Annotated in this window: 16 protein-coding genes; 9 read left to right on the forward strand and 7 right to left on the reverse strand. The window is 71.0% G+C overall.

Features of this window, described 5'->3' with window-relative positions; all coding sequences use genetic code 11:
• Positions 1-37 precede the first annotated feature (37 nt).
• Genes AB0H88_RS43115 through AB0H88_RS43140 form a run of 6 tightly spaced genes read left to right on the forward strand, consistent with a single transcriptional unit; the run spans position 38 to position 7,103 of the window.
• Positions 38-1,837, forward strand: coding sequence for a protein kinase (locus AB0H88_RS43115; protein WP_357654527.1), 1,800 nt, complete (start codon positions 38-40; stop codon positions 1,835-1,837).
• Between the two features lie 39 nt (positions 1,838-1,876).
• Complete coding sequence (locus AB0H88_RS43120; RefSeq protein ID WP_225299262.1) at positions 1,877-2,236, forward strand: Zn-ribbon domain-containing OB-fold protein; 360 nt, start codon at positions 1,877-1,879, stop codon at positions 2,234-2,236.
• Positions 2,233-2,556, forward strand: coding sequence for a VOC family protein (locus AB0H88_RS43125; RefSeq protein ID WP_225299260.1), 324 nt, complete (start codon positions 2,233-2,235; stop codon positions 2,554-2,556). Before AB0H88_RS43120 ends, AB0H88_RS43125 begins: the two co-directional genes overlap by 4 nt.
• Before the next feature lie 34 nt (positions 2,557-2,590).
• On the forward strand, positions 2,591-4,129 hold the full coding sequence (locus tag AB0H88_RS43130) for a class I adenylate-forming enzyme family protein (RefSeq protein ID WP_357654529.1): 1,539 nt from the start codon (positions 2,591-2,593) through the stop codon (positions 4,127-4,129).
• A 3-nt stretch (positions 4,130-4,132) separates the two neighbouring features.
• Positions 4,133-6,367 (forward strand): acetate--CoA ligase family protein, encoded by a 2,235-nt coding sequence (locus tag AB0H88_RS43135; RefSeq protein ID WP_357654531.1) that lies wholly within the window; start codon positions 4,133-4,135, stop codon positions 6,365-6,367.
• A complete protein-coding gene (locus AB0H88_RS43140) occupies positions 6,354-7,103 on the forward strand; it encodes a glucose 1-dehydrogenase (RefSeq protein WP_357654532.1) in 750 nt (249 codons plus the stop codon). Before AB0H88_RS43135 ends, AB0H88_RS43140 begins: the two co-directional genes overlap by 14 nt.
• Here the strand turns inward: AB0H88_RS43140 and AB0H88_RS43145 are convergent.
• Positions 7,097-7,744 (reverse strand): PaaI family thioesterase, encoded by a 648-nt coding sequence (locus AB0H88_RS43145; RefSeq protein ID WP_357654534.1) that lies wholly within the window; start codon positions 7,742-7,744, stop codon positions 7,097-7,099. The two genes, AB0H88_RS43140 and AB0H88_RS43145, sit on opposite strands and share 7 nt — an antisense overlap.
• A 287-nt stretch (positions 7,745-8,031) precedes the next feature.
• Here AB0H88_RS43145 and AB0H88_RS43150 point away from each other — a divergent pair, with 287 nt between their 5' ends.
• Complete coding sequence (locus tag AB0H88_RS43150; RefSeq protein ID WP_357654535.1) at positions 8,032-9,942, forward strand: CHAP domain-containing protein; 1,911 nt, start codon at positions 8,032-8,034, stop codon at positions 9,940-9,942.
• Between the two features lie 646 nt (positions 9,943-10,588).
• On the opposite strand, the gene AB0H88_RS43155 is transcribed toward AB0H88_RS43150, so the two are convergent.
• From AB0H88_RS43155 to AB0H88_RS43180, 6 genes are all read right to left on the reverse strand, one after another.
• Positions 10,589-10,951 (reverse strand): hypothetical protein, encoded by a 363-nt coding sequence (locus AB0H88_RS43155; protein ID WP_357654537.1) that lies wholly within the window; start codon positions 10,949-10,951, stop codon positions 10,589-10,591.
• A gap of 109 nt (positions 10,952-11,060) precedes the next feature.
• On the reverse strand, positions 11,061-12,260 hold the full coding sequence (locus AB0H88_RS43160; RefSeq protein ID WP_357654538.1) for a helix-turn-helix transcriptional regulator: 1,200 nt from the start codon (positions 12,258-12,260) through the stop codon (positions 11,061-11,063).
• Positions 12,261-12,264: 4 nt separating this feature from the next.
• Positions 12,265-12,783: a flavoprotein gene (locus AB0H88_RS43165; RefSeq protein WP_357654539.1), complete on the reverse strand. Its 519-nt coding sequence runs from the start codon at positions 12,781-12,783 to the stop codon at positions 12,265-12,267.
• A 120-nt stretch (positions 12,784-12,903) separates the two neighbouring features.
• Positions 12,904-13,737, reverse strand: coding sequence for a TIGR03619 family F420-dependent LLM class oxidoreductase (locus AB0H88_RS43170; RefSeq protein ID WP_357654541.1), 834 nt, complete (start codon positions 13,735-13,737; stop codon positions 12,904-12,906).
• On the reverse strand, positions 13,734-14,699 hold the full coding sequence (locus AB0H88_RS43175; RefSeq protein ID WP_357654543.1) for an acyl-CoA dehydrogenase family protein: 966 nt from the start codon (positions 14,697-14,699) through the stop codon (positions 13,734-13,736). The genes AB0H88_RS43170 and AB0H88_RS43175 overlap by 4 nt, the downstream gene beginning before the upstream one ends.
• Before the next feature lie 71 nt (positions 14,700-14,770).
• Positions 14,771-15,940, reverse strand: coding sequence for an acyl-CoA dehydrogenase family protein (locus tag AB0H88_RS43180; protein ID WP_357654545.1), 1,170 nt, complete (start codon positions 15,938-15,940; stop codon positions 14,771-14,773).
• 66 nt (positions 15,941-16,006) lie between these two features.
• On the opposite strand from AB0H88_RS43180, the gene AB0H88_RS43185 reads away from it, so the two are divergent.
• The gene (locus AB0H88_RS43185; protein WP_357654547.1) at positions 16,007-17,053 is read left to right on the forward strand and encodes a helix-turn-helix domain-containing protein; all 1,047 of its coding nucleotides are present in this window, start codon (positions 16,007-16,009) and stop codon (positions 17,051-17,053) included.
• Positions 17,037-18,317 (forward strand): MucR family transcriptional regulator, encoded by a 1,281-nt coding sequence (locus tag AB0H88_RS43190; RefSeq protein WP_357654549.1) that lies wholly within the window; start codon positions 17,037-17,039, stop codon positions 18,315-18,317. The genes AB0H88_RS43185 and AB0H88_RS43190 overlap by 17 nt, the downstream gene beginning before the upstream one ends.
• Positions 18,318-18,387 lie beyond the last annotated feature (70 nt).

The following is an 18,387-nucleotide window of genomic DNA, read 5'->3' on the forward strand; positions in this document are numbered from 1 at the left end:
GTCGAACCGAGAGACGGCTGCGTTATGGGGGTTCGCCTTGGTCCCTGGTTACCGAGAAGTACGCCAGCTCGGCGCGGGGCACACGGGCCGCGTGTTCCTCGCCACCTACCAGGCCACCGGAGCCTACGTCGCGATCAAATACCTGAACGCGACCCTGCGCCGGGACACCGAGTTCGTGGATCGCTTCCGGGTGGACGCCCCCTCACTCGTCGAGCTCGACGACCCGAACGTGGTCCAGCTCTATGAGTACGTGGAGACCCCGACCAGGGCCGCGGTGGTGATGGAGCTGGTCGACGGGGTGTCGCTGCGGACTATCCTGGCCGAGCACGGCAGGACCAGCCCGGAGGCGGCGCTGGCGGTGCTGAAGAGCACGCTCCTGGCCCTGGCCGCGGCCCACGACAAAGGTGTGCCCCATCGGGACGTCAAACCGGAGAACGTGCTGATCCAGGCGGACGGCACGGGCAAACTGACCGACTTCGGGGTGGTGGTGCACGCCGAGGAGCCTGGGGTGCCGGCGGGCAGCCCGCCGTACATGTCGCCCGAACTGTGGACGCAGGGGGACGCGGGGCCGCCCGCGGACCTCTACGCGGCGGCGTGCCTGCTGTTCGAGACCGTCAAGGGGCGCCCGCCGTACAAGGCGGAGGATGTTCCGTCGCTGCGGGACAAGCACCTGGTCGAGCCGGTACCACTGGAGGTCGCCCCCGACGCGCTGCGCGACCTGCTCCGGCGCGGGCTGGCCAAGGATCCGGTGGTCAGGTACGCCACGGCCCGGCAGTTCGCGGCGGAGCTGGAGGAGGACGCGCTCGCCGGCTACGGCCCCGACTGGGAGAAGCGCGGGCGCCGCCATCTGGGCGAGCTGGCCACGCTGCTCGCGCTCCGCTTCCCCCTGGCCAAGACCGACACGCCGACCGCCACCCTGGGGGCGGTCCGCGACCGGCGGATCACCGTGCCCAAGCTGCCGCCGCACCTGTGGATCGCGGGCGCGACGGCCGTCGCCGTGCTGATCGCGGTGGTGCTCGCGGACGGGCGGCTGGCCCCCGGCCCGGCGGGCACCGTGCTCATGCCGCCGCCGAAGACGTCCGAGCAGCTGGATCCCACCCCGGTCGACGACAAGACCCCGGTCCGCCGGACCTCGGAGACCAGCCGCCCCACGGCCAGGACGTCGACGGCCGTTCCCGTACCGTCGGCGACCGCCTCCGTCGCCCCAACTCCGTCCCCTTCCCCCGCGCCCTCTCTCACCATCTCCCGGCAGCCTTCCCGGGCGCTGCCCAGTCCGGCCGTGCGGTCGGCGGACATCGTCCAGTGGACCGGCTCGGCGGGCGCGGTGCGCGTGGCCGCCGACGGGCGGGGGCCGGTGCGGCTGCGCATCACGTACACGCGGCGTGACGGCGACGGCCAGGCCCGCACGGTGCACCAGGAGACCCGCACGCTCACCGGCCGGACCGCCTACACCGGCGCCGTGGGCCGCGACCTGGGCGCCGTCGGTTGCGGCAAGCAGGCGCACTTCGGCCTCCTGCTGTCGACCGAGCCGGCGGCGGCCAACGGCCCGCAGGTCAGCGAGGTGACCGTGGACGGGCCGCCCTGCCCCTCGCCCTCGCCGTCCGCCACTCCCACCCAGGAGCCCGCCACCCCGACGCCGTCCCAGCCACCCTTCGCACTGCCCTCCGACTCGCCGCGCACCGCCGACGCACCGGCCTTCGCCTCACCTCGCCCCTCCGACGCACCGGCCTTCGCCGGGCCGAGCGCTGATTCGGTGGCTCCCGGATCGGCTTCGCCGGCCGATTCGCCGACCTCGGAGGAGCCTGTGGCCTCGCTCGCCGAGGAACCCACCAACTAGGGTTGTCGAGCAACCAAGCGTGCGCTAGCTTGGCTAGCGATGACCTGTGACACCTCCGCCTACTGGGCCGCCTGCAGGCGCGGCGAGCTGGTCGTCCAGCGCTGTACGGCCTGCGATCGGCGGGTCCACCTCCCCGAGGCCGACTGTCCCCGGTGCGGTGGCGACCTCGTCTTCGAGCCGGTCTCCGGCGCGGGCGTGGTGCACACGTACACCGTGGTGCACCGCTCGTTCGCGCCCGGCTACCGGGGCCGCGAGCCGTACGTGCTGGCCTGGGTCGACCTGCCCGAAGGCGCGCGCGTGTTCGGTCAGGTCGTGGAGTGCGCACCGGAGGAGGTCCGCATCGGGATGCCGGTGCGGGTGACGTTCGTGGACGACCTACCGCATTGGAGGCCCGCGTGATCGTTGGCAACGTGCTCATACCCGTGGCCGATCTGGACGAGGCGATCGCCTTCTACGGGCTGCCGGTGAAGTTCCGTGACGGCGACAGGTTCGCCGCGCTGAACGGCGGTGGCGTCACCGTGGCGCTGGCCGGGCCCGCCGAGCATGTCACCGCCTCGGCCGCGCCGTCGTTCAAGGTGGACAGCGTACGGCAGGCCGTACCCGATCTGGTGGCGCGCGGCGCCGAAGTGGTGCGTGAGCCCGAGGACGGGCCGCACGAGACGCGGGCCGTGCTGCGCGATCCCTCAGGAAACGTCTTCGTCCTCTACTCACCCCTCTGACGCATTCACCTCTCTGACGACGGAGGCACCCCCGATGGCGCAATCACCGTTCGGCAACTATGGCCACGCGATCCTGACCGCCGCGGCGATGAGCACCCCCGACCGGGTGGCACTCACCTACTGCGGCGAGCGGAGCTTCACCTTTGACGAGCTGAACAGGACCGTCAACCGGCGCGCGCACGCGCTGCTCGCGGCGGGGGTCACCCCGGGGCGGCGGGTGGCCGCGCTGCTGAACGAGACGCTGCACGTGGCGGAGGTGTACCTGGCGCAGGCCAAGATCGGCGCGGTGACGGCGGCGCTGAACCCGTACTGGCCGGTTGAGACGCTGCGCGCGGTGGTGGAGCAGTCGGGGTGCACGGCGTTCATATACGACTCGACCGTGGAGGGGGTGGTCGCGCAGATCAGGCCGTCGCTGCCCGCCATCACCACCTGGATCAACGCCTCCGACCTGTCGGACGGTTCGGAGGAGGAGCCGCCGCTCGGGGGCTTCCACGACGATCCGCTCGCGCTCTACTACACCTCGGGGACGACCGGGCTGCCCAAGCCCGTCGTCCACACGCACGCCTCGTCGCTGGCGACCGCGCAGATCTGGCTCGACGTGCCGCGCGGGCCCGACGCGGTGTTCGGCACGGGCGCGATCATCTGGGGCATCGGCTTCCCGGCCATCGTCGGGCCCGCCCTGTACGCCGGGATGCGGCTGGTGCTGGAGCAGGACTGGGGCCCGGCGAACTTCCTGCGCGTCGTGCCACGCGAGCGGGTCACCCACGTGTCGCAGATCCCGTCGTTCTACGCGGCGCTGCTGGGCTCCTCGGAGCACGAGGCGGTGGACCTGTCCTCCATCCGGGTGATCATGCTGGGCGGCGAGCCGCTGACGGCCACCATGCTCGGCCGGATCAAGGACCGGCTGCCCGAGGCGGGCGTCTACTCCTACTACGGCCAGACCGAGGCCCCCTACACCTGCATGGGCCGGGTGGACGACGGCTCCACGCCGCTCGGCTCCTCCGGCCGGGCGCGCACCGGCAACGCCCTCCGGGTGACCGACCCGTCGGGCCGCCGCGTGGTGGATGAGGTCGGCGAGATCAACCTGGCCGGGCCGCACCGGATGTCCGGCTACGACGGCCTGCCGGACAAGACGGCGGAGGTGCTGCGCGGCGAGTGGTACGTCGGCGGCGACCTCGGCTCCGTCTCCTCCGACGGCGTACTGCGCGTGCTCGGGCGGCGCGAGGACGCGATACTCAAGGGCGGCGTCTGGACCCAGCCGGTCGCGGTCGAGGAGGCCGCGGCCGCGCTCGACGGCGTGGCGGAGGCCGGGGCGGTCGGGGTGCCCGCGCACGTGGAAGGGCAGGACGCGGCCGAACAGCGGATCCTGCTGGCCGTGGTGGCGCGTTCCGGGCACTCGCTCGACGCGGCCAAGCTCGCGCGGGCCCTGGACGACATCCTGGCGCCGCACCAGCGGCCCGACCACATCCTGGTGGCCGACGAGCTGCCGCACTTCGAGGACGCCTCCGGCGGGCCCGGCAAGCTCTTACGCAGGGAGATCAGAGAACGGCACGGCCACCTGCTGGAGAGCTGAGCGGTGGTCGCCGAGCACGAGGCCAAGGAGCTGCTGCGCGAGGCCGGGGTGCCGGTGCCGCGGGGCGTGGTGGTGCGCGACATGGACTTCGCCCCGGTCGTGGAGTTGCGCGAGCCGCTGGTGCTGAAGGCGTACGGACCTGAAATCGTGCACAAGTCCGAGGCCGGGGCCGTGGTGCTCGGGCTGAGCCGGGTCGACGTCCCGATCGAGGCCGCCAGGATGCTGGCCTCGGGCGTGGCGGCCGAGGGGTTTCTGGTCGAAGAGCAGGCTGCCGACGGGGTGGAGCTGATCGTCGGGCTGGTCCGCGATCCGGGTTTCGGGCCGGTGCTGCTCGCCGGGCTGGGCGGGGTGTGGACCGAGACGCTGCGGGACACGGCGCTGGGCCTCTGCCCGATCTCGGAGGGGGACGCGCGGCGGATGCTGGGCTCGCTGCGCGGGTCTCCGGTGCTGTACGGGCTGCGCGGGCGTCCAGGGGTGGACGTGGACGCGGTGGTGAAGCTGCTCATGACGGTCGGCGGGTCCGGCGGGCTGTGGGAGCGGCTGGAACTGGGCGAGTTCGAGATCAATCCCGTCATCGCCACTGAGTCGGGCGTCATGGCGGTGGACGCACGGTATCTCCCGGCGTCCGACGCCTCGCACGGCGGTCAGGACGGCGAGCCCGCAAGCATCGGACCGGTCTCCGAACCCGCGGCCGTCGGGCCGCTCTCCGAACCCCCGGTCGTCGGGCCGCTCTCCGAACCCGTGGACTTCGGGCCGCTCTTCGAGCCCAGGGCGGTGGCCGTGGTCGGGGCCTCCACCACAAGGCCGAACTTCGGGAACATGTTCCTCGAGTTCTACAAGGCTGCCGGCATCCCCCTGGTCGCGGTGCATCCCGAGGCGCGGGAGGTGGGCGGCGTACCCGCCGTGCCGTCCCTGGCCGTGGCGGACGTGGACTACGCGCTGGTGGCGGTGCCCGCGGAGCGGTGTGCCCAGGTCGTACGCGAGGCGTCCGGCGTGCCGTACGTGCAGGTCATGAGCGGCGGCTTCGGCGAGGCGGGACGGCCGGAACTGGAACGGGAGCTCATCGCCGCGGCGCGGGCGTCCGGGACGCGGCTGCTCGGCCCCAACTGCATGGGCGTGTACTGCCCGCGCGGGCGGCAGACGTTCGTCGGCGGCGGGCTAGGTCCGGCGGGGACGATCGCGCTGATCTCGCAGAGCGGCGGGCTGGCCGGCGAGGTGATCAAGGTCGGCGAGCGTCGTGGGCTGGCCTTCAGCCGGGTGGTCACCGTGGGGAACGCGGCCGACGTCACCCCGGCCGAGCTGCTCCGCTGGCTGTCGGCCGACTCCGAGACGCAGGCCGTCGGGCTCTACCTGGAGGATCCGCGTGACGGGCGGGCGCTGTACGAGGCGCTGGCGGCCGCTCCCGTACCCGTGGTGCTGCTGGTCGGCGGGCGCAGCGCGCAGGGGCAGCGGGCCGCGGCCTCGCACACCGGCGGGCTGGTGAGCGACGGGCGGATCTGGCAGGCGCTCGCCGACCAGACCGGGGCGACGCTGGTGACGTCCCAGGACGACCTGATCGGCGTCCTCGCCTTCTTCCAGGCGCACGGCGCCCGGATCGTAGGTCCGGACGGCGGGACCGGGGTCTCGGGCGGCCAGACGGGCTCCTTGGGCGGCGCGCCATCGCAGGGCGAGGGGACCCCCCAAGACGCGGCGGACGGCGGGACGGGCTTCCAGAGCGTCGAGTCGCGTGGCGGAGCGCTGGTGATCGGGCCGAGTGGTGGGGCGAGTGTGCTGGCCGCCGACGCCTTCGACCGGGCCGGGGTGCCGCTCGGACCGCTGCCGGACTCGGTGCTCGGGGAGTTGCGCGGGCTCGGGCTGGGGACCGGCTCCTCGCTGGCCAACCCGCTGGAGGTGCCCGTCGGTCCCCGCGGCGCGCCGGACCTGGTCCGGCGGACCGTCGAGGTGATCGTGCGGCACCGGCCGTACCCGGATGTGGTGGCGCATGTGAACGTACAGAGTTTCTTCACCTACGGGACGCGGGCCGAGCCGCTGTTCGAGTACGCGCGGGCGCTGGCGGCCGCACAGGACGCTCTCCCGGGGACCAGGCTCACCCTGGTCACCAGGAACGGCGAGTGCGCGCCCCCCGGTGTCGAGGACGAGGTCAGGGCGATCGTGGCGGCGGCCGGGATCCCCGTCTACCGAACTATGGAGGCGGCCGCGGTGGCCGTCGCGGCGGGAGGTCGCAATGGGAATGCTTGACGGCAAGGTGGCACTGATCACCGGCGGGGCGCGCGGTATGGGCGAGGCGCACGTGCGGCTGTTCCTGGCGGAGGGCGCGCGCGTGGTGTTCGGTGACGTACTGGATGAAGAGGGCAAGGCGCTGGCCGAGGAGACGGGCGCGACCTTCGTCCATCACGACGTCACCGCTCCAGAGGACTGGGACCGGGCGATCGCGACCGTCGTCGACCTGCACGACAGGTTAGACATCCTGGTCAACAACGCCGGGATCCTGAAATTTCGGCGAATCAGCGATATGACGATCGACGAGTTCGACCGTGTGATCGACGTGAACCTCCGGGGCACCTGGCTTGGCGTCAAGTCCGCGATCGCGCCGATGCGGGCCGCCGGGCGCGGCTCGATCGTGAACATCTCCTCGATCGAGGGCTTCGTCGGCGCCGAGGGACTGTCGGCGTACGCGGCCTCGAAGTTCGCCATTCGGGGTGTCACCAAGTCAGCCGCTCGGGAGCTGGCCCGCTACAAGATCCGCGTCAACTCGGTACATCCCGGGGCGATCAACACCTCGATGGCCATGGATCCGGAGATCATGAGCGAGGTGGACGCGGACGCGTTCCTGCGCAGCATGGTCATCAAGCGCTTCGCCAAGCCGGTGGAGGTGTCGCACGTGGTGGCGTTCCTGGCCTCGGACCGGTCCAGTTACTGCACGGGCAGCGAGTTCACGGTGGACGGCGGCCTACTGACCGGCGCCGGCTACTGACCCGTGGGGGCCGAGGGTATCGGGGGGCCACCGTTCAGCCAGGCGGTCGGAGTGATGAAGATGGCCGTCGCCTCGGCCAGCAGCGTGCCGTCCGGAAGCGCCACGCGGCCGTCCGCCCACGCCTTGCGCCCCTCCGTACGCGTGTGCTCAGCCGTCACGACCACCGGCCGGTCGTACGGTACGGGCGCCCGGTAGCGGATGGTCAGCGTGCCCGTCATGCCCGCCAGCCCGGCGACGGCCACCGCCTGCCCCAGCAGGTGGTCGAGGGCCATCGCGATGATCCCGCCGTGCACGGCGCCGGGCGGCCCCTCGTGCAGCGGCCGGAACGACACCTCCGCCCGCACCCCGCCACTCGCGAGCCGCTCCACGACCAGCGGCACGGCGAACGGGTTCGCGGCGCCGATGGCGGCGTTGCCCAGGTGGCGTACGGTGCCGTCCGGCGCGATGTCGTAGGACCGCGGTGACACGCGGACGGTCGCTTCGAGCCGTTCGGTAAGGGCGGTGAGCTCGGCGGCCACGGCCACCAGCTCGTCTTCCTCAACGCCAGTGCCTATCACCGCGTCCATCAGTTCTCTGGTCTGCTGTGCCAGGGCACACAGCGCGGCGGTGCGGGGCTCACCGGCGGCGACGTCGATCGTCATGGCCGCATCTTAGAACAGGTTCTACCAAAACACGTTCTAGACACCCAAAGGTAGATCTTTTACTATCAACCAGTCTTCTTTGGGACATTTCTGGCAAGCTTTTGACCTGCGGTTTAGGGTCGCATGACCTCTTGGAGCTACCTTGACCCGTACCTGACCTGCCCATTCGTCACGGTAGCCTCCTTCAGCACGGAAGACGACAGGCCGCCGGTTTTGCCACATGTGTCCCTCTACCCAGGGCTGTGTGGGTAAACCCGGTCTTGCCCGGAAGGTTCCCTCGCACGTCAATGACGCCTGAGATGAAGAAGTACATCGACCTGCTCGAGAGCCAGCTCGGCTACTCCGAGAAGGCCGACGCGTACACCAAGTTCGGCCACTGGTACGGCAAGAACGTCGAGTTCGACGCCGACTACAGCTCCGCCCCTTGGTGTGACATGTACCTGTCGTGGGCCGCTCACAAGCTCGGCTACCAGGACTGGATCGGCCAGTTCGCCTGGACGGTGGGGCACGCCGAGTGGTTCAAGGAGCAGGGCGCCTGGGGCCACCAGCCCAAGCCCGGCGCCTTGGTCTTCTACGACTGGAGCGGCTCGAACGACATCGACGCCATCGACCACGTCGGCCTGGTGACCAAGGTCGAGGGCGACAAGATCTTCACGATCGAGGGCAACATCGACGGCGGCGTCGCCAAACGCAAGGAACGTGACACCAGCAAGGTCGTCGGCTACGGCTACCCGGAGAAGATCAAGACCCGCCTGGAGAACGAGGCCACCAAGAACCAGGTCGAGGGCGAGTGGGACGCGCAGCACCGGGCGACCGAGCAGACGTCCACCTCCACCACCTCCGCGACCGACGTGGGCAAACTCCAACTCCCCGACGGCACCCCGCTCGTCGACATGATCCCTCGCATCGGCCAGGGAGGGGCCCCGCTGGCCGCCCGCCCCAAGCAGGCCACCGGCGCGGACACTCCCCAACAGGCCGCCTCCCCCGCGCCCACGGCCACCCGCAAGTCGTCGCCCTCGGCCACCACGAAGGCCGCCGAGCAGGCACCCAAGAAGGGCAAGCACGCCAAGCCGGCCACCGCCGACACCAACGCGGTCACGAACACCGCCCCCATACCCGTAATCGTCGACGCGTCGTCCGCCACACCCGCGCCCACCCTTTCGTCTCCCGCACTGATCGGCTCCGCACTGGTGGCCGCCCTCGCGGTCCTCGCCGTCGCCAAGACCAGGCAGCTACGCGTACGCCCGGCCCGCGCGGCCGCCCTCGTCACCCCGGCCCCAGCCCCCACCGGCCACCGGCGCCGCCGCAAGCCCCGCACCGAAACGGCCCCTGTCCTGGCCCGCGCGGCCGCCCAGACCCTCACCGCCCCGGACCTCACGACCCCTGTCGAGCTCATCACTCCGGTCGAACTCACCATCCCGGCTGAGCTCACCGCCGCGAACGACTTCGGCTTCGCCGCCCCGGCGCAGATCGCCGCGTCCGCGCTCGGCAGCGAACCGCGCCTCGATGTGACCGACCCGCGTCTGGTCACCGGGGTGAGCAGGTCGATCCTGGACCGCTTGAAGCCCTTGGAGCCGATCGCCGAACTGCTGGAGCGAGCCTCGGCGCCCATCCCCGAGGCGACGACGCAGTTCGACGCGTTCACCCCCGTACCCGGTGCGACGCCGCGCTTCGACGCCTTCACTCCCTCGGCGCGCCATGACAGCACGCCACACCAGCCCAGGCCCGGAATCGCGCCACAGCACCTCGGTTCGCACACCATGCCGCAGCACTCCGGCTCGCGTACGCCGTACAGGCGCGCGACCGAGCCCTGGCCCATCGCCGAACAGATCCAGAACCCTCAGACGAGCGGGTACTACGGACGGCGCCACCGCACCGGACACCCTGTCGACGAGACGGCCCCCTTCGCCCCGGACAGCCCCCTGCGCGGCCGGCGCCACCGTTCCACGGGCCGCCCCTTGGGCAGTGCCCTCGGCACGGAGACATTCGCCCAGGACGCGCCGTCCCGCGGCCGCCGCCACCGTCTCACGTCGGCGGTCGCGCCCCAAGCAGAATTTTTCGACACCGCTTTCCAAGCCCGCCACCACGACGTCCACGAGGCCCCGGCCTCACGAGCGCAAGCCGTCGCCGTCGCGCCGCCACATCCCGAGACGCGCACAACCCGCCCAGGATCACGCAGAGGCCGCCACCGCGCCTGACGCCCTGGAGTTTGCCCAACGACCAGTTGCCGCCTTCCCCGACCACCACAGAGAGATCCGCATCGGCGACGCCCACGTCTTCACTGGCGCTCAGAACCTCCAACGCCAACTCGATGCGCTGAATGCGGCAGCGCATCGAGCCTCCGTCAGCCCAGCCAGTCGTGCCGATAGGCCGCCCGAGCCGACTCCTCGTCTTTGAGGTCTGGGTCTTGTATTAGCCGGACGCAAACTGGGCAGGCTCGTCGGGCCGTAGGCACGAAGGGCAGGGACCAGCCGCATACCGGCAATGGGCGGACATCTGTCGCACACAGGGCCTTCTGCTCATCCAGCGTCGGCACCGCGTGCAGGACCACCGCGCCGCCGACACCGGAGATGCCCATGACGTACGAGCTGTCCGCCTGATGAGAGGCCTGCACAGCAGGCTCAATGAGTAGATCGTCCAGGTGCACCGGCCAACGCCGCACGCCAGCGGGCAACTGGTGTGCCTTACCGTCGAGTTCGAGCAGAGCGACCGAGCCGTACCGCAGCAGAGCCCCGATTAGACCGCATCGGCCGAGCAGCCACCTTGAGCAGGAACGAGTTCGCGCCGGACTGTGCAGCAGATCAACGACCTTCGCTCTACTACCGACCACCGATCGAGGCCCGTTCATTGCGGGAACTCACCCGCCGAACCGTTGGCAGCGGCAAGATCTGTGATCACCGCCGACAGCGAGTCCGACCGCCGAAGGATCGCGTAGCGGAAGGCGATGCGGCGAGCAGCCCGCTCAGGCTCCAGGGTGGGGTGCCATGCATAGACGACGCTCTTCTTCCGTGCGTCCCAGCCCGCACGCCACCAGTACCGGTCAGAGTCGCACCACACCACCAACCCGACCCAGATGGAAACCAAGGCGAGCCCATACCCGTCATGGACATCGGCGGCGATGCCGTGATCCTTTAGGGCCATCCGGAGGTGTTCGGCGGCCAGGGCGGGAAGGGAAGTCGCCTGCTCATGCTCGGCGGGAACGCTCATGGGTAGTACCTCCTGACGCCGGGGGATCGGGTCAGCAGGAACCATAGGCAGGGCCGATCAGAACAGCCCGCAGTGCTGTGAAGGTCAAAAACCCGCAGAGAAGTGCGGGTCAGACGATGCCGGCGCGGTGTGCCAGCGGCCGGAGCTCAGGGGTGCTCGCCTGGTGCTCACGTTTGAGAAGCTGGGTCAGCAGGTCGCGAGGACGCCCGCCGTACCGCACAAGCTCGGGCGAGAGCCGTTCCGCTTGAAGGAGCATGTTCACCGATGCGGCGTCCTTGCGCTGCACCGCGTACGCCCGCGCGAGGTCCAGATGTACCTGAGCCCGTCGCCCGACGAGGCCGGTTGCCAGCGCCGACAGGTTCAGGGACTCACCCGTGCTGATCGCTCGCCGTGCGTCACCGAATTCGACAGCTGCCGAGACCTCGTGGATGGCCACGTTCGTCATGCCGAAGGCCGTCCAGAAGTCGTTTCGATCTTCGCCGATCGTCTCGGCTGCCTGCCTTGCCTGAGCGAGGAAGTCCTGTACACCGGCCCGGTCGTAGGCTGCCGCAGCGGCCGTGACGGCGACCAGGTAGAGAGCGCCGAGCACGGGCAGAGATCGTGGGCTCCGGCGCAACGAGTCAGCCGCCCCGAGGACGAGTCGCAGCGCCCGCTCTGTCTCATGCAGCCTGATCAGGACGTACCCGAGCCGGTATGCGCTCACGGCCACCAGCAGCGGCCGGTCGGCCTCCTCCGCAGCGGCGAGAGAGCGATCCGCCGCCACCCACGCCAGCTCAGGCTCACTCACACGCCGAAGCGTGGTCGTGGCGCAGTGGTACGTCAGCGACCGGAGGGTCTGATACGCCCGCCGCGCGCCCGCGGGCGCGTGACGGCTGCCCAGTTCCGTCGCCACGATCAGGCGCGGCAACCTTCGACCGACCTCGTCATAGCGCGTCGCCTGGTACAGCGCATTCACCCTGCGGATCTCATGCTGGAGCCAGACAAGGGATTCCGCCGATCCTTCGGCGAGGCGAGAGTCAATGGACGAGGACAAGCCGTCGTAGCCCATCATGGCCCGCCGAATGCCGGGGGCGGCGTCGTAACGCGTCATAGCGGCACTCTTCTTCGCGGTGAGTTCGTCGAGGGGCAGGCCCAGGATCTCGGCGAGAGCGTTGATCACGGTGTGATTGTCTACTGAGCGTTGTCCTCGTTCTACCTGGCTCAGCCAGCTCTCGGAGCGGCCGACGAGGCCGGACAGGACGGCTTGTGACAGGCCCCGCCGACGGCGGGCGCGGGCGATACGTTCGCCGATCTCCTGCTGGACATCCATGACATCACTCCCGCGCCTGTCGCTCCCCGACCACGGTGTGCAGCTCCCGCATGATGCGTCCCCAGGATGGCATGCGGGACTCCGGCGGGGCGTCGGGATCGAACAGGATCCGCACGCCCATCTCCTCAAGGCAGGCGACGTTGCGGACAAAGGCCATGTGCCGGGCGAGCGCCGCCTTGAGAAGGGGTACGGCCAGGATCGGCACGCCGAAGCCCATCACCTCACACAACAGACCGACAGCGAACGTGTCGGCGATCCCACCCGCCCATTTGTTGATCGTGTTGAAGGTGGCCGGAGCGACGATCACGGCGTCTGCGGGAGGCAGACCCTTCGGCTCCTCCGGCATCCGGTACGTGCTGCGCACCCGATCGCCGGTCAGCCGCTCGAGAGCCGGAACGTCGAGGAAACGCTCGCCCATCGGTGTCGTGACGACATGCACCTGCCAGCCGGCCGCCTGGGCCAGCGGAACCAGGTGATGCAGATCGGCCGCCGCAGGTGCGGCGCACGCGATGACGTAGAGCACGCCGCGCGTACCAGCCACAGGTCCCATACGGCGTGATCCTAATCCGCGTGTTGCCTGGCGATCTGCCGAGCGGTGGAAATCTCTTGTCAGGCGACTCCGGCTCAAAACCCCTTCGAACCGCTAACGCGACGTGACGCCGTATTCGGCGGCGAAGGTGGCCAGGCTGGAGACGGCGTCGCGGCTGCGTTTCCACGGGCGGACGATCAGCCGGTCCACCCCTAGCTCCGCCCAGTCCGTCACCTCCTCCGGCGACGCCAGCGAGTACGCGTGCGCCGTCACCGAGCAGCGCCGCTCCCCCCGCAGCGCCGCCAGCCGGGACAGCTGCGGCCTGATCGACTCCAGGGTGTGCGGCATGCTGATCCAGCCGTCACACAGCGACGCAGCCCGGCGCAGGGCGGCCGGCGACTCGCCGCCGCACAGGATCGGCAGCCGGTGCTGTACGGGCTTGGGCTCGAAGGCCACCTCCGGAAAGGAGTAGAACCGCCCCGAATGTGTGACCACCGGCTCGCTCCACAGCCGCCTGGCCACCTCGATCGCCTCGTCCAGCCGGGTCCCGCGCGAGGCGAACGGGATGCCGGCCGCGTCCCACTCCCCCCGGTACCAGCCCGCCCCTACCCCGCAGATCGCCCGGCCCGACGACACCACGTCCAGCGTGGCGAAGGCGCGGGCCGAGACGAACGGGTGGCGCAGCGCGAAGAGGTGTACGGCCGTGCCGAGCCTGATCCGGGAGGTCAGCGCGGCCAGCCAGCACAGGTACGCGGGCGCGTCGAACAGCGGCGTGCCCGGCTTGATGCCCGGCTCGGAGGTGCCCGGGTAGAGGGCCAGAGACAGGTCAGTGGTGAAGATGAGGTGCTCGGGCACCCACACGGACTCGAAGCCCAGCTCGTCGGCGGCCACCGCCACGTCCTTCCAGGCAGCCGGGTGGACGAGTCCGAGCGGGACGCCGTACCTCACGGGTACCGCCTCAGATCGCCGCCGATCACCGAGTCCCGCACGCGGGCCCGGTGTACGGCCGAGCCACCGTACGCGGCCGACAGCGACCACGCCCGCGCCAGCCAGAACCGCAGGTCCAGCTCGTCGGTGTAACCGATCGCGCCGTGCACCTGCAGCGCCACCCGAGCCGCCAGCTCGGCCGCCTCACCCGCCGCGGCCTTGGCGGCACTGACGTCCCGATCCACGGTCGGCACCACCGGCTCGTCCACCGACAGCGCCGCGCGGTGGACGAGTGGGGCGGCGAAGTCCAGTGCGATGGCCACGTCGGCCAGCTGGTGCTTGACCGCCTGGAACGACCCGATGGCCGCCCCGAACTGGGTCCTGACCTGGGCATGCGCCACGGCGGCCGCCAGCAGCTGCCTGCCCACCCCGATGAGCTGCGCCGCCGTCGCCACGGTGGCCCGCCGCAGGGCTGGGACGTACGAGCGGTCCAGCAGTACGGAGTCGTCGAAGGAGACATCGAACAGCCTCCGGCACGGGTCGACACCGGGCCGGGGCGTCAGCCGTACGGACTCCTTGGAGACCAGGTGCAGGCCGTCCGCGCGCGCGACCACGAGCAGGTCGGCCAGGTCGGCGTCAGGCGCGTACACCTGACTGGGCAGCAGCACGCTCACACAGACCGACCCGGAGGCGAGCTTCGGAACGTCGTCCAGCAGGTACGGCGCCGCCACGGCGGTCTCCACGACCGGTCCCGGCAGGCAGGCCCGACCGGTCTCCTCCAGCGCGGGCAGCGCGTCCACCAGCCTGAGCCCGAGCCCGTCGGCGTCCGGCGGCAGGAGCAGCCCGAAGAACCCGATTTCGGCTAGCTGCTCCCAGGCCGGGCGGCGCTCGGAGCGTAGCGCGGCGGGTGGACAGTGGGCGCGCAGCACATCCCGTACGGTCGCCGCCAGGGCCAGTTGCTCGTCGGTGAAGGCGAAGTTCATGGAGCCGCCGTTCGTCGAGCCAGAGTTCGTCGAGCCAGAGTTCGTCGAGCTGGAGTTCGTCGAGCTGGAGTTCATCGCGGCAGCCCCAGCACTCGTTCGGCGATGATGTTGCGCTGGATTTCGTTCGTGCCCGCGTAGATGGGCCCCGCCAGCGCGAACAGGAACCCGTCGAGCCACGGCGCCTCCCCCGCCCGCTCGCCGAGCAGCTCCATGGCCAGGGTGTGCATCCGCAGATCCAGCTCGGACCAGAAGACCTTGCCCATGCTGGACGCGGACCCGATCTCGGCGCCCGACATGAGCCTGCGGGCGGTGGCGAAGGTGTGCAGGCGGTACGCCTCGGCATCGGTCCAGCAGCGGACCGCCCGGTCGACAAGCTCAGGTCCCGCGTCACCGGCCAGAAAATCGCGGTCCACGTCGTCACGGGACAAGTCGTCTCGGGACAGGCGGTCGCGGGCCAGGTGGACGAGCCGGTCGGCGGTGGCCAGGAAGCGGCCGGGGCTGCGCAGGGCCAGACCGCGTTCGGACGAGGTGGTGGCCATCGCGATCCGCCAGCCCTCCCCAGGCGCGCCGAGCACCATCGAGTCAGGCACGAACAAACCGTCGAAGAACAACTCGGCGAACCCGGGCAGCCCGTCAAGCTGCGCGATCGGCCGAACCGTCACCTCGTCGAGGTCGAGCGGGAACATGAAGTACGTCAGCCCCCGGTGCCGACCCTCCTCCGAGGTACGAAAGAGGCCGAACCCGTGCGAGGCGTAGGCGGCGCGAGAGCTCCACGTCTTCTGCCCGTACAGCCGCCAGCCCCCATCCACCCGGGTCGCGCGGGACTTCAGCGCGGCCAGGTCGCTGCCCGCCTCCGGCTCGGACCACGCCTGTGCCCAGACCTCGTCGGCCTTGGCCATCCCGGGGAGCCAGCGCCGTCGCTGCTCCTCCGTACCGAACGCCATCAGGGTCGGGGCCAGCAGGAAGATCCCGTTCTGGGTGACCCGGCCGGGGGCGCCAGCGGCCCAGTACTCCTCCTCGAAGATCAGCCACTCGATCAGGGAGGCGTTCCGCCCGCCGTACTCCTCCGGCCAGGAGACGGCGGACAGCCGGGCGGAGGCGAGCAGCGCCTCCCACGCGCGGTGCGCCTCGAAACCCTCGGGAGTGTCCATCGACGGCAGCCCATCGGGTACGTGACGGGCCAGCCAGTCGCGAACCTCGGCACGGAAATCCTGCTCGGCCGCGGAGAAGTCGAGATCCACGAGCACCAACCTAGCGCACGCTTGGTCACGTCGCCAGATAGCGGTATCCGGACATACCCTGAAGCGGTGCAAGGACTGCTGCTCCGCCTGTCGACACTGGACACCGACGCGGAGAGCGCCGTGCGCGTCATCGCCTACTTCGACTCGCTGGTACGCGACCACGTGAGCGTCCCGGTGCTGCTCTCGGCGACCGCCCACCTGACCCAGTGCCCGGTGGGCCTGCTCGACGCGGCCACCGGCAGAGCCACCCGCAGGCACCCCGGCGGTCAGGTCGACCACATCGAATACATCGACCAGCCCGGCACGGTCAGAGAACTGGCCTCCGGTCTCGGCACGGTCTGGATGGAGCGCGAGGGCACCCCGCACGGGCTGGACGAGATCGTCCTCGAACGGTTCGCGGCCGCGGCGGAGGTCACGCTGGAGCGCGCCGTCGCGCTGGCCCGGGAGGGCAGGGACCCGGCGCTGGTGGAGCTGGCGCTGTCGGCGGAGACCGGCGAGGCCGAGCGGGCGCGGGCGCTGCGGCTGCTGGGGTTCGATCCCGCGACGCCGCTGCAGGCGCTGGCCATCGCGGTCCCCGCGGACGAGGGCTTCGCCCTGGTGCCCGGCTTGCGAACGATGGGGCACCACGTCCGCGCGGCCAGGATCGGCGACACGGAGGCGGTGCTGGTGGCCTCCGCGCTGCCACGACTGCCCGACTCGGCGCGGGTCGGCATCGGTCCCGAGCTGCCCGGTTCGCGGGTGGCCGAGTCGTGGACGGGCGCGCGTACGGCGCTGCGCTTCACCGGTCCGCAGGACCGCGTGGTGCGCTGGACCGAGCTGGGCGCGCTGGCCCTCTACGCCGACGTGCCGGACGCGGCGATCGCCGAGCTGGCCGACGTGCGGTCGATGGAGCGGCTCGGCGGCGAGGCCCGCACGGCCGTGCGGGCGCTCTGCGCCGAGGGCTCGGTACGCCGGGCCGCCACCGTGCTGCACCTGCACCACAGCTCTATGGCCGTGCGGATCGCACGGGCGGAGTCGACCCTGGGCTTCTCCCTCGCCGACTCCGCCGGGCGGCTCCGCGCCCATCTGGCCCTGGCCCTTGTACGGCTGCGCGCCAATGGCGAAACTGGATGATCTTCAGAAATGGGATCAGGTGACCGAGAATCAGAACGGCCGGCCAGGACATTGGATTCCGCCCGGCAAACCCACCGACGTCCCGCCGGGCGTGCAGCCGGAGTCCGAAGGCAAGCTCCTCTGCCTGGAATGCGGCTTGTGGTTTAGACAGCTCGGCCAGCATGTCGTGGCGAAACACGCCATGTCAGCCGATGACTACCGGCGCGACCATGAACTGCCGCGAGGCTTCGGCCTGCACTCCACCCCGGTCAAGGCGGTCCGCAGGAAGACGCAGCGCGCCAAGTGGGACACCGATCTGGAGTTCCGGGCCACGCTGCGCCCCAAACGCTCCCGGCAAGAGCTGGCCGAGCTGTCGAAGGTGGCCGGGCGGGACTCTCTGACCCGCGCGGGCGTACGGGCCGCGCGCCGCACTGGCGGAACCGTGGCCAAGTACGGCCATCTGGGGACCGCGGCGCGCAAGGCCAAGCTCGCGGCCGAGGTCGCCGAGCTGTGCCGGGCGGCGGGGTTCGCCGGCATCGAGCAGGTCTTCACCCTCCACCCGGAGCTGACCAACCAGGAGATCGCCGCGCTGCTGGGCATGTCGAAGGGCCGGGTCGACAAGCTGCGACGGCGGCTGGGGTTCGAGGCGCCCGGCCGCTGGGCCAAGGACTATGTCGTGAAGAATCCGTCGCTGCTCCCGCCGATTCCGACCGACGAGCTCGCGGCCGTACCGCACGGCACGCAGCCCACCCGCAACGGTCACCTGTTGTGCCTGGAGTGCGGGCGCTGGTTCAAGACCCTGGTCCAGCACGTGTCGGTGATGCACGGCGTCAAGATGGCCGACTACCTGGCCCGGCACGGCATCGACCCGCATGAGACACGGGCCCGCGAGCTCGGGTACACCTCGCTGACCGACCTGCTCGCCGCCACCGCCGACTGGAACGGCACCGACCTGGCCGAGCTGCTGGGCGTCACCCAGCGCAAGACCCGTGAGCTACGCCACCGGCACGGCTTCACCCCGCCCCGGGGCGCGCGGCCGGTCGGCTTCGTGCCCCGGACGCCGCGCCCCCATCCGCCTCTGTCGGCGGCTGAGCTGGCGGCGGTGCCGTACGGCCGGCAACCCGAACGGGACGGCCAGCTCGTGTGCCTGGAGTGCGGCACGTGGACCCGCGGCCTGGCCGCGCACGCCAAGGCCAAGCACCAGATCGGCGCGGAGGACTACCGTGCCCGCCACGGCCTGCCCTCCGACCTGAAACTCCACCGACGCCCGACTTCGGCTCCGTAGCCGCCCGGCGATCAGCCGCGCCGCGACCCGTCCTGCCGGAACACCGCGCCACGGTCAGCCGCGCTACGAG

The sequence above is a fragment of the Nonomuraea sp. NPDC050680 genome (genome assembly GCF_040654555.1).
In the GTDB taxonomy this organism is placed as follows: domain Bacteria; phylum Actinomycetota; class Actinomycetes; order Streptosporangiales; family Streptosporangiaceae; genus Nonomuraea.

Excerpts from the sequence above, each read along its gene's own strand:
- AB0H88_RS43145 (WP_357654534.1), bottom strand. The coding sequence starts at position 7,744 with ATGACGATCGACGTCGCCGCCGGTGAGCCCCGCACCGCCGCGCTGTGT.
- AB0H88_RS43155 (WP_357654537.1), bottom strand. The coding sequence starts at position 10,951 with ATGAGCGTTCCCGCCGAGCATGAGCAGGCGACTTCCCTTCCCGCCCTG.
- AB0H88_RS43130 (WP_357654529.1), top strand. The coding sequence starts at position 2,591 with ATGGCGCAATCACCGTTCGGCAACTATGGCCACGCGATCCTGACCGCC.
- AB0H88_RS43175 (WP_357654543.1), bottom strand. The coding sequence starts at position 14,699 with ATGAACTTCGCCTTCACCGACGAGCAACTGGCCCTGGCGGCGACCGTA.
- AB0H88_RS43120 (WP_225299262.1), top strand. The coding sequence starts at position 1,877 with ATGACCTGTGACACCTCCGCCTACTGGGCCGCCTGCAGGCGCGGCGAG.
- AB0H88_RS43150 (WP_357654535.1), top strand. The coding sequence starts at position 8,032 with ATGACGCCTGAGATGAAGAAGTACATCGACCTGCTCGAGAGCCAGCTC.
- AB0H88_RS43160 (WP_357654538.1), bottom strand. The coding sequence starts at position 12,260 with ATGGATGTCCAGCAGGAGATCGGCGAACGTATCGCCCGCGCCCGCCGT.
- AB0H88_RS43140 (WP_357654532.1), top strand. The coding sequence starts at position 6,354 with ATGGGAATGCTTGACGGCAAGGTGGCACTGATCACCGGCGGGGCGCGC.
- AB0H88_RS43190 (WP_357654549.1), top strand. The coding sequence starts at position 17,037 with ATGGCGAAACTGGATGATCTTCAGAAATGGGATCAGGTGACCGAGAAT.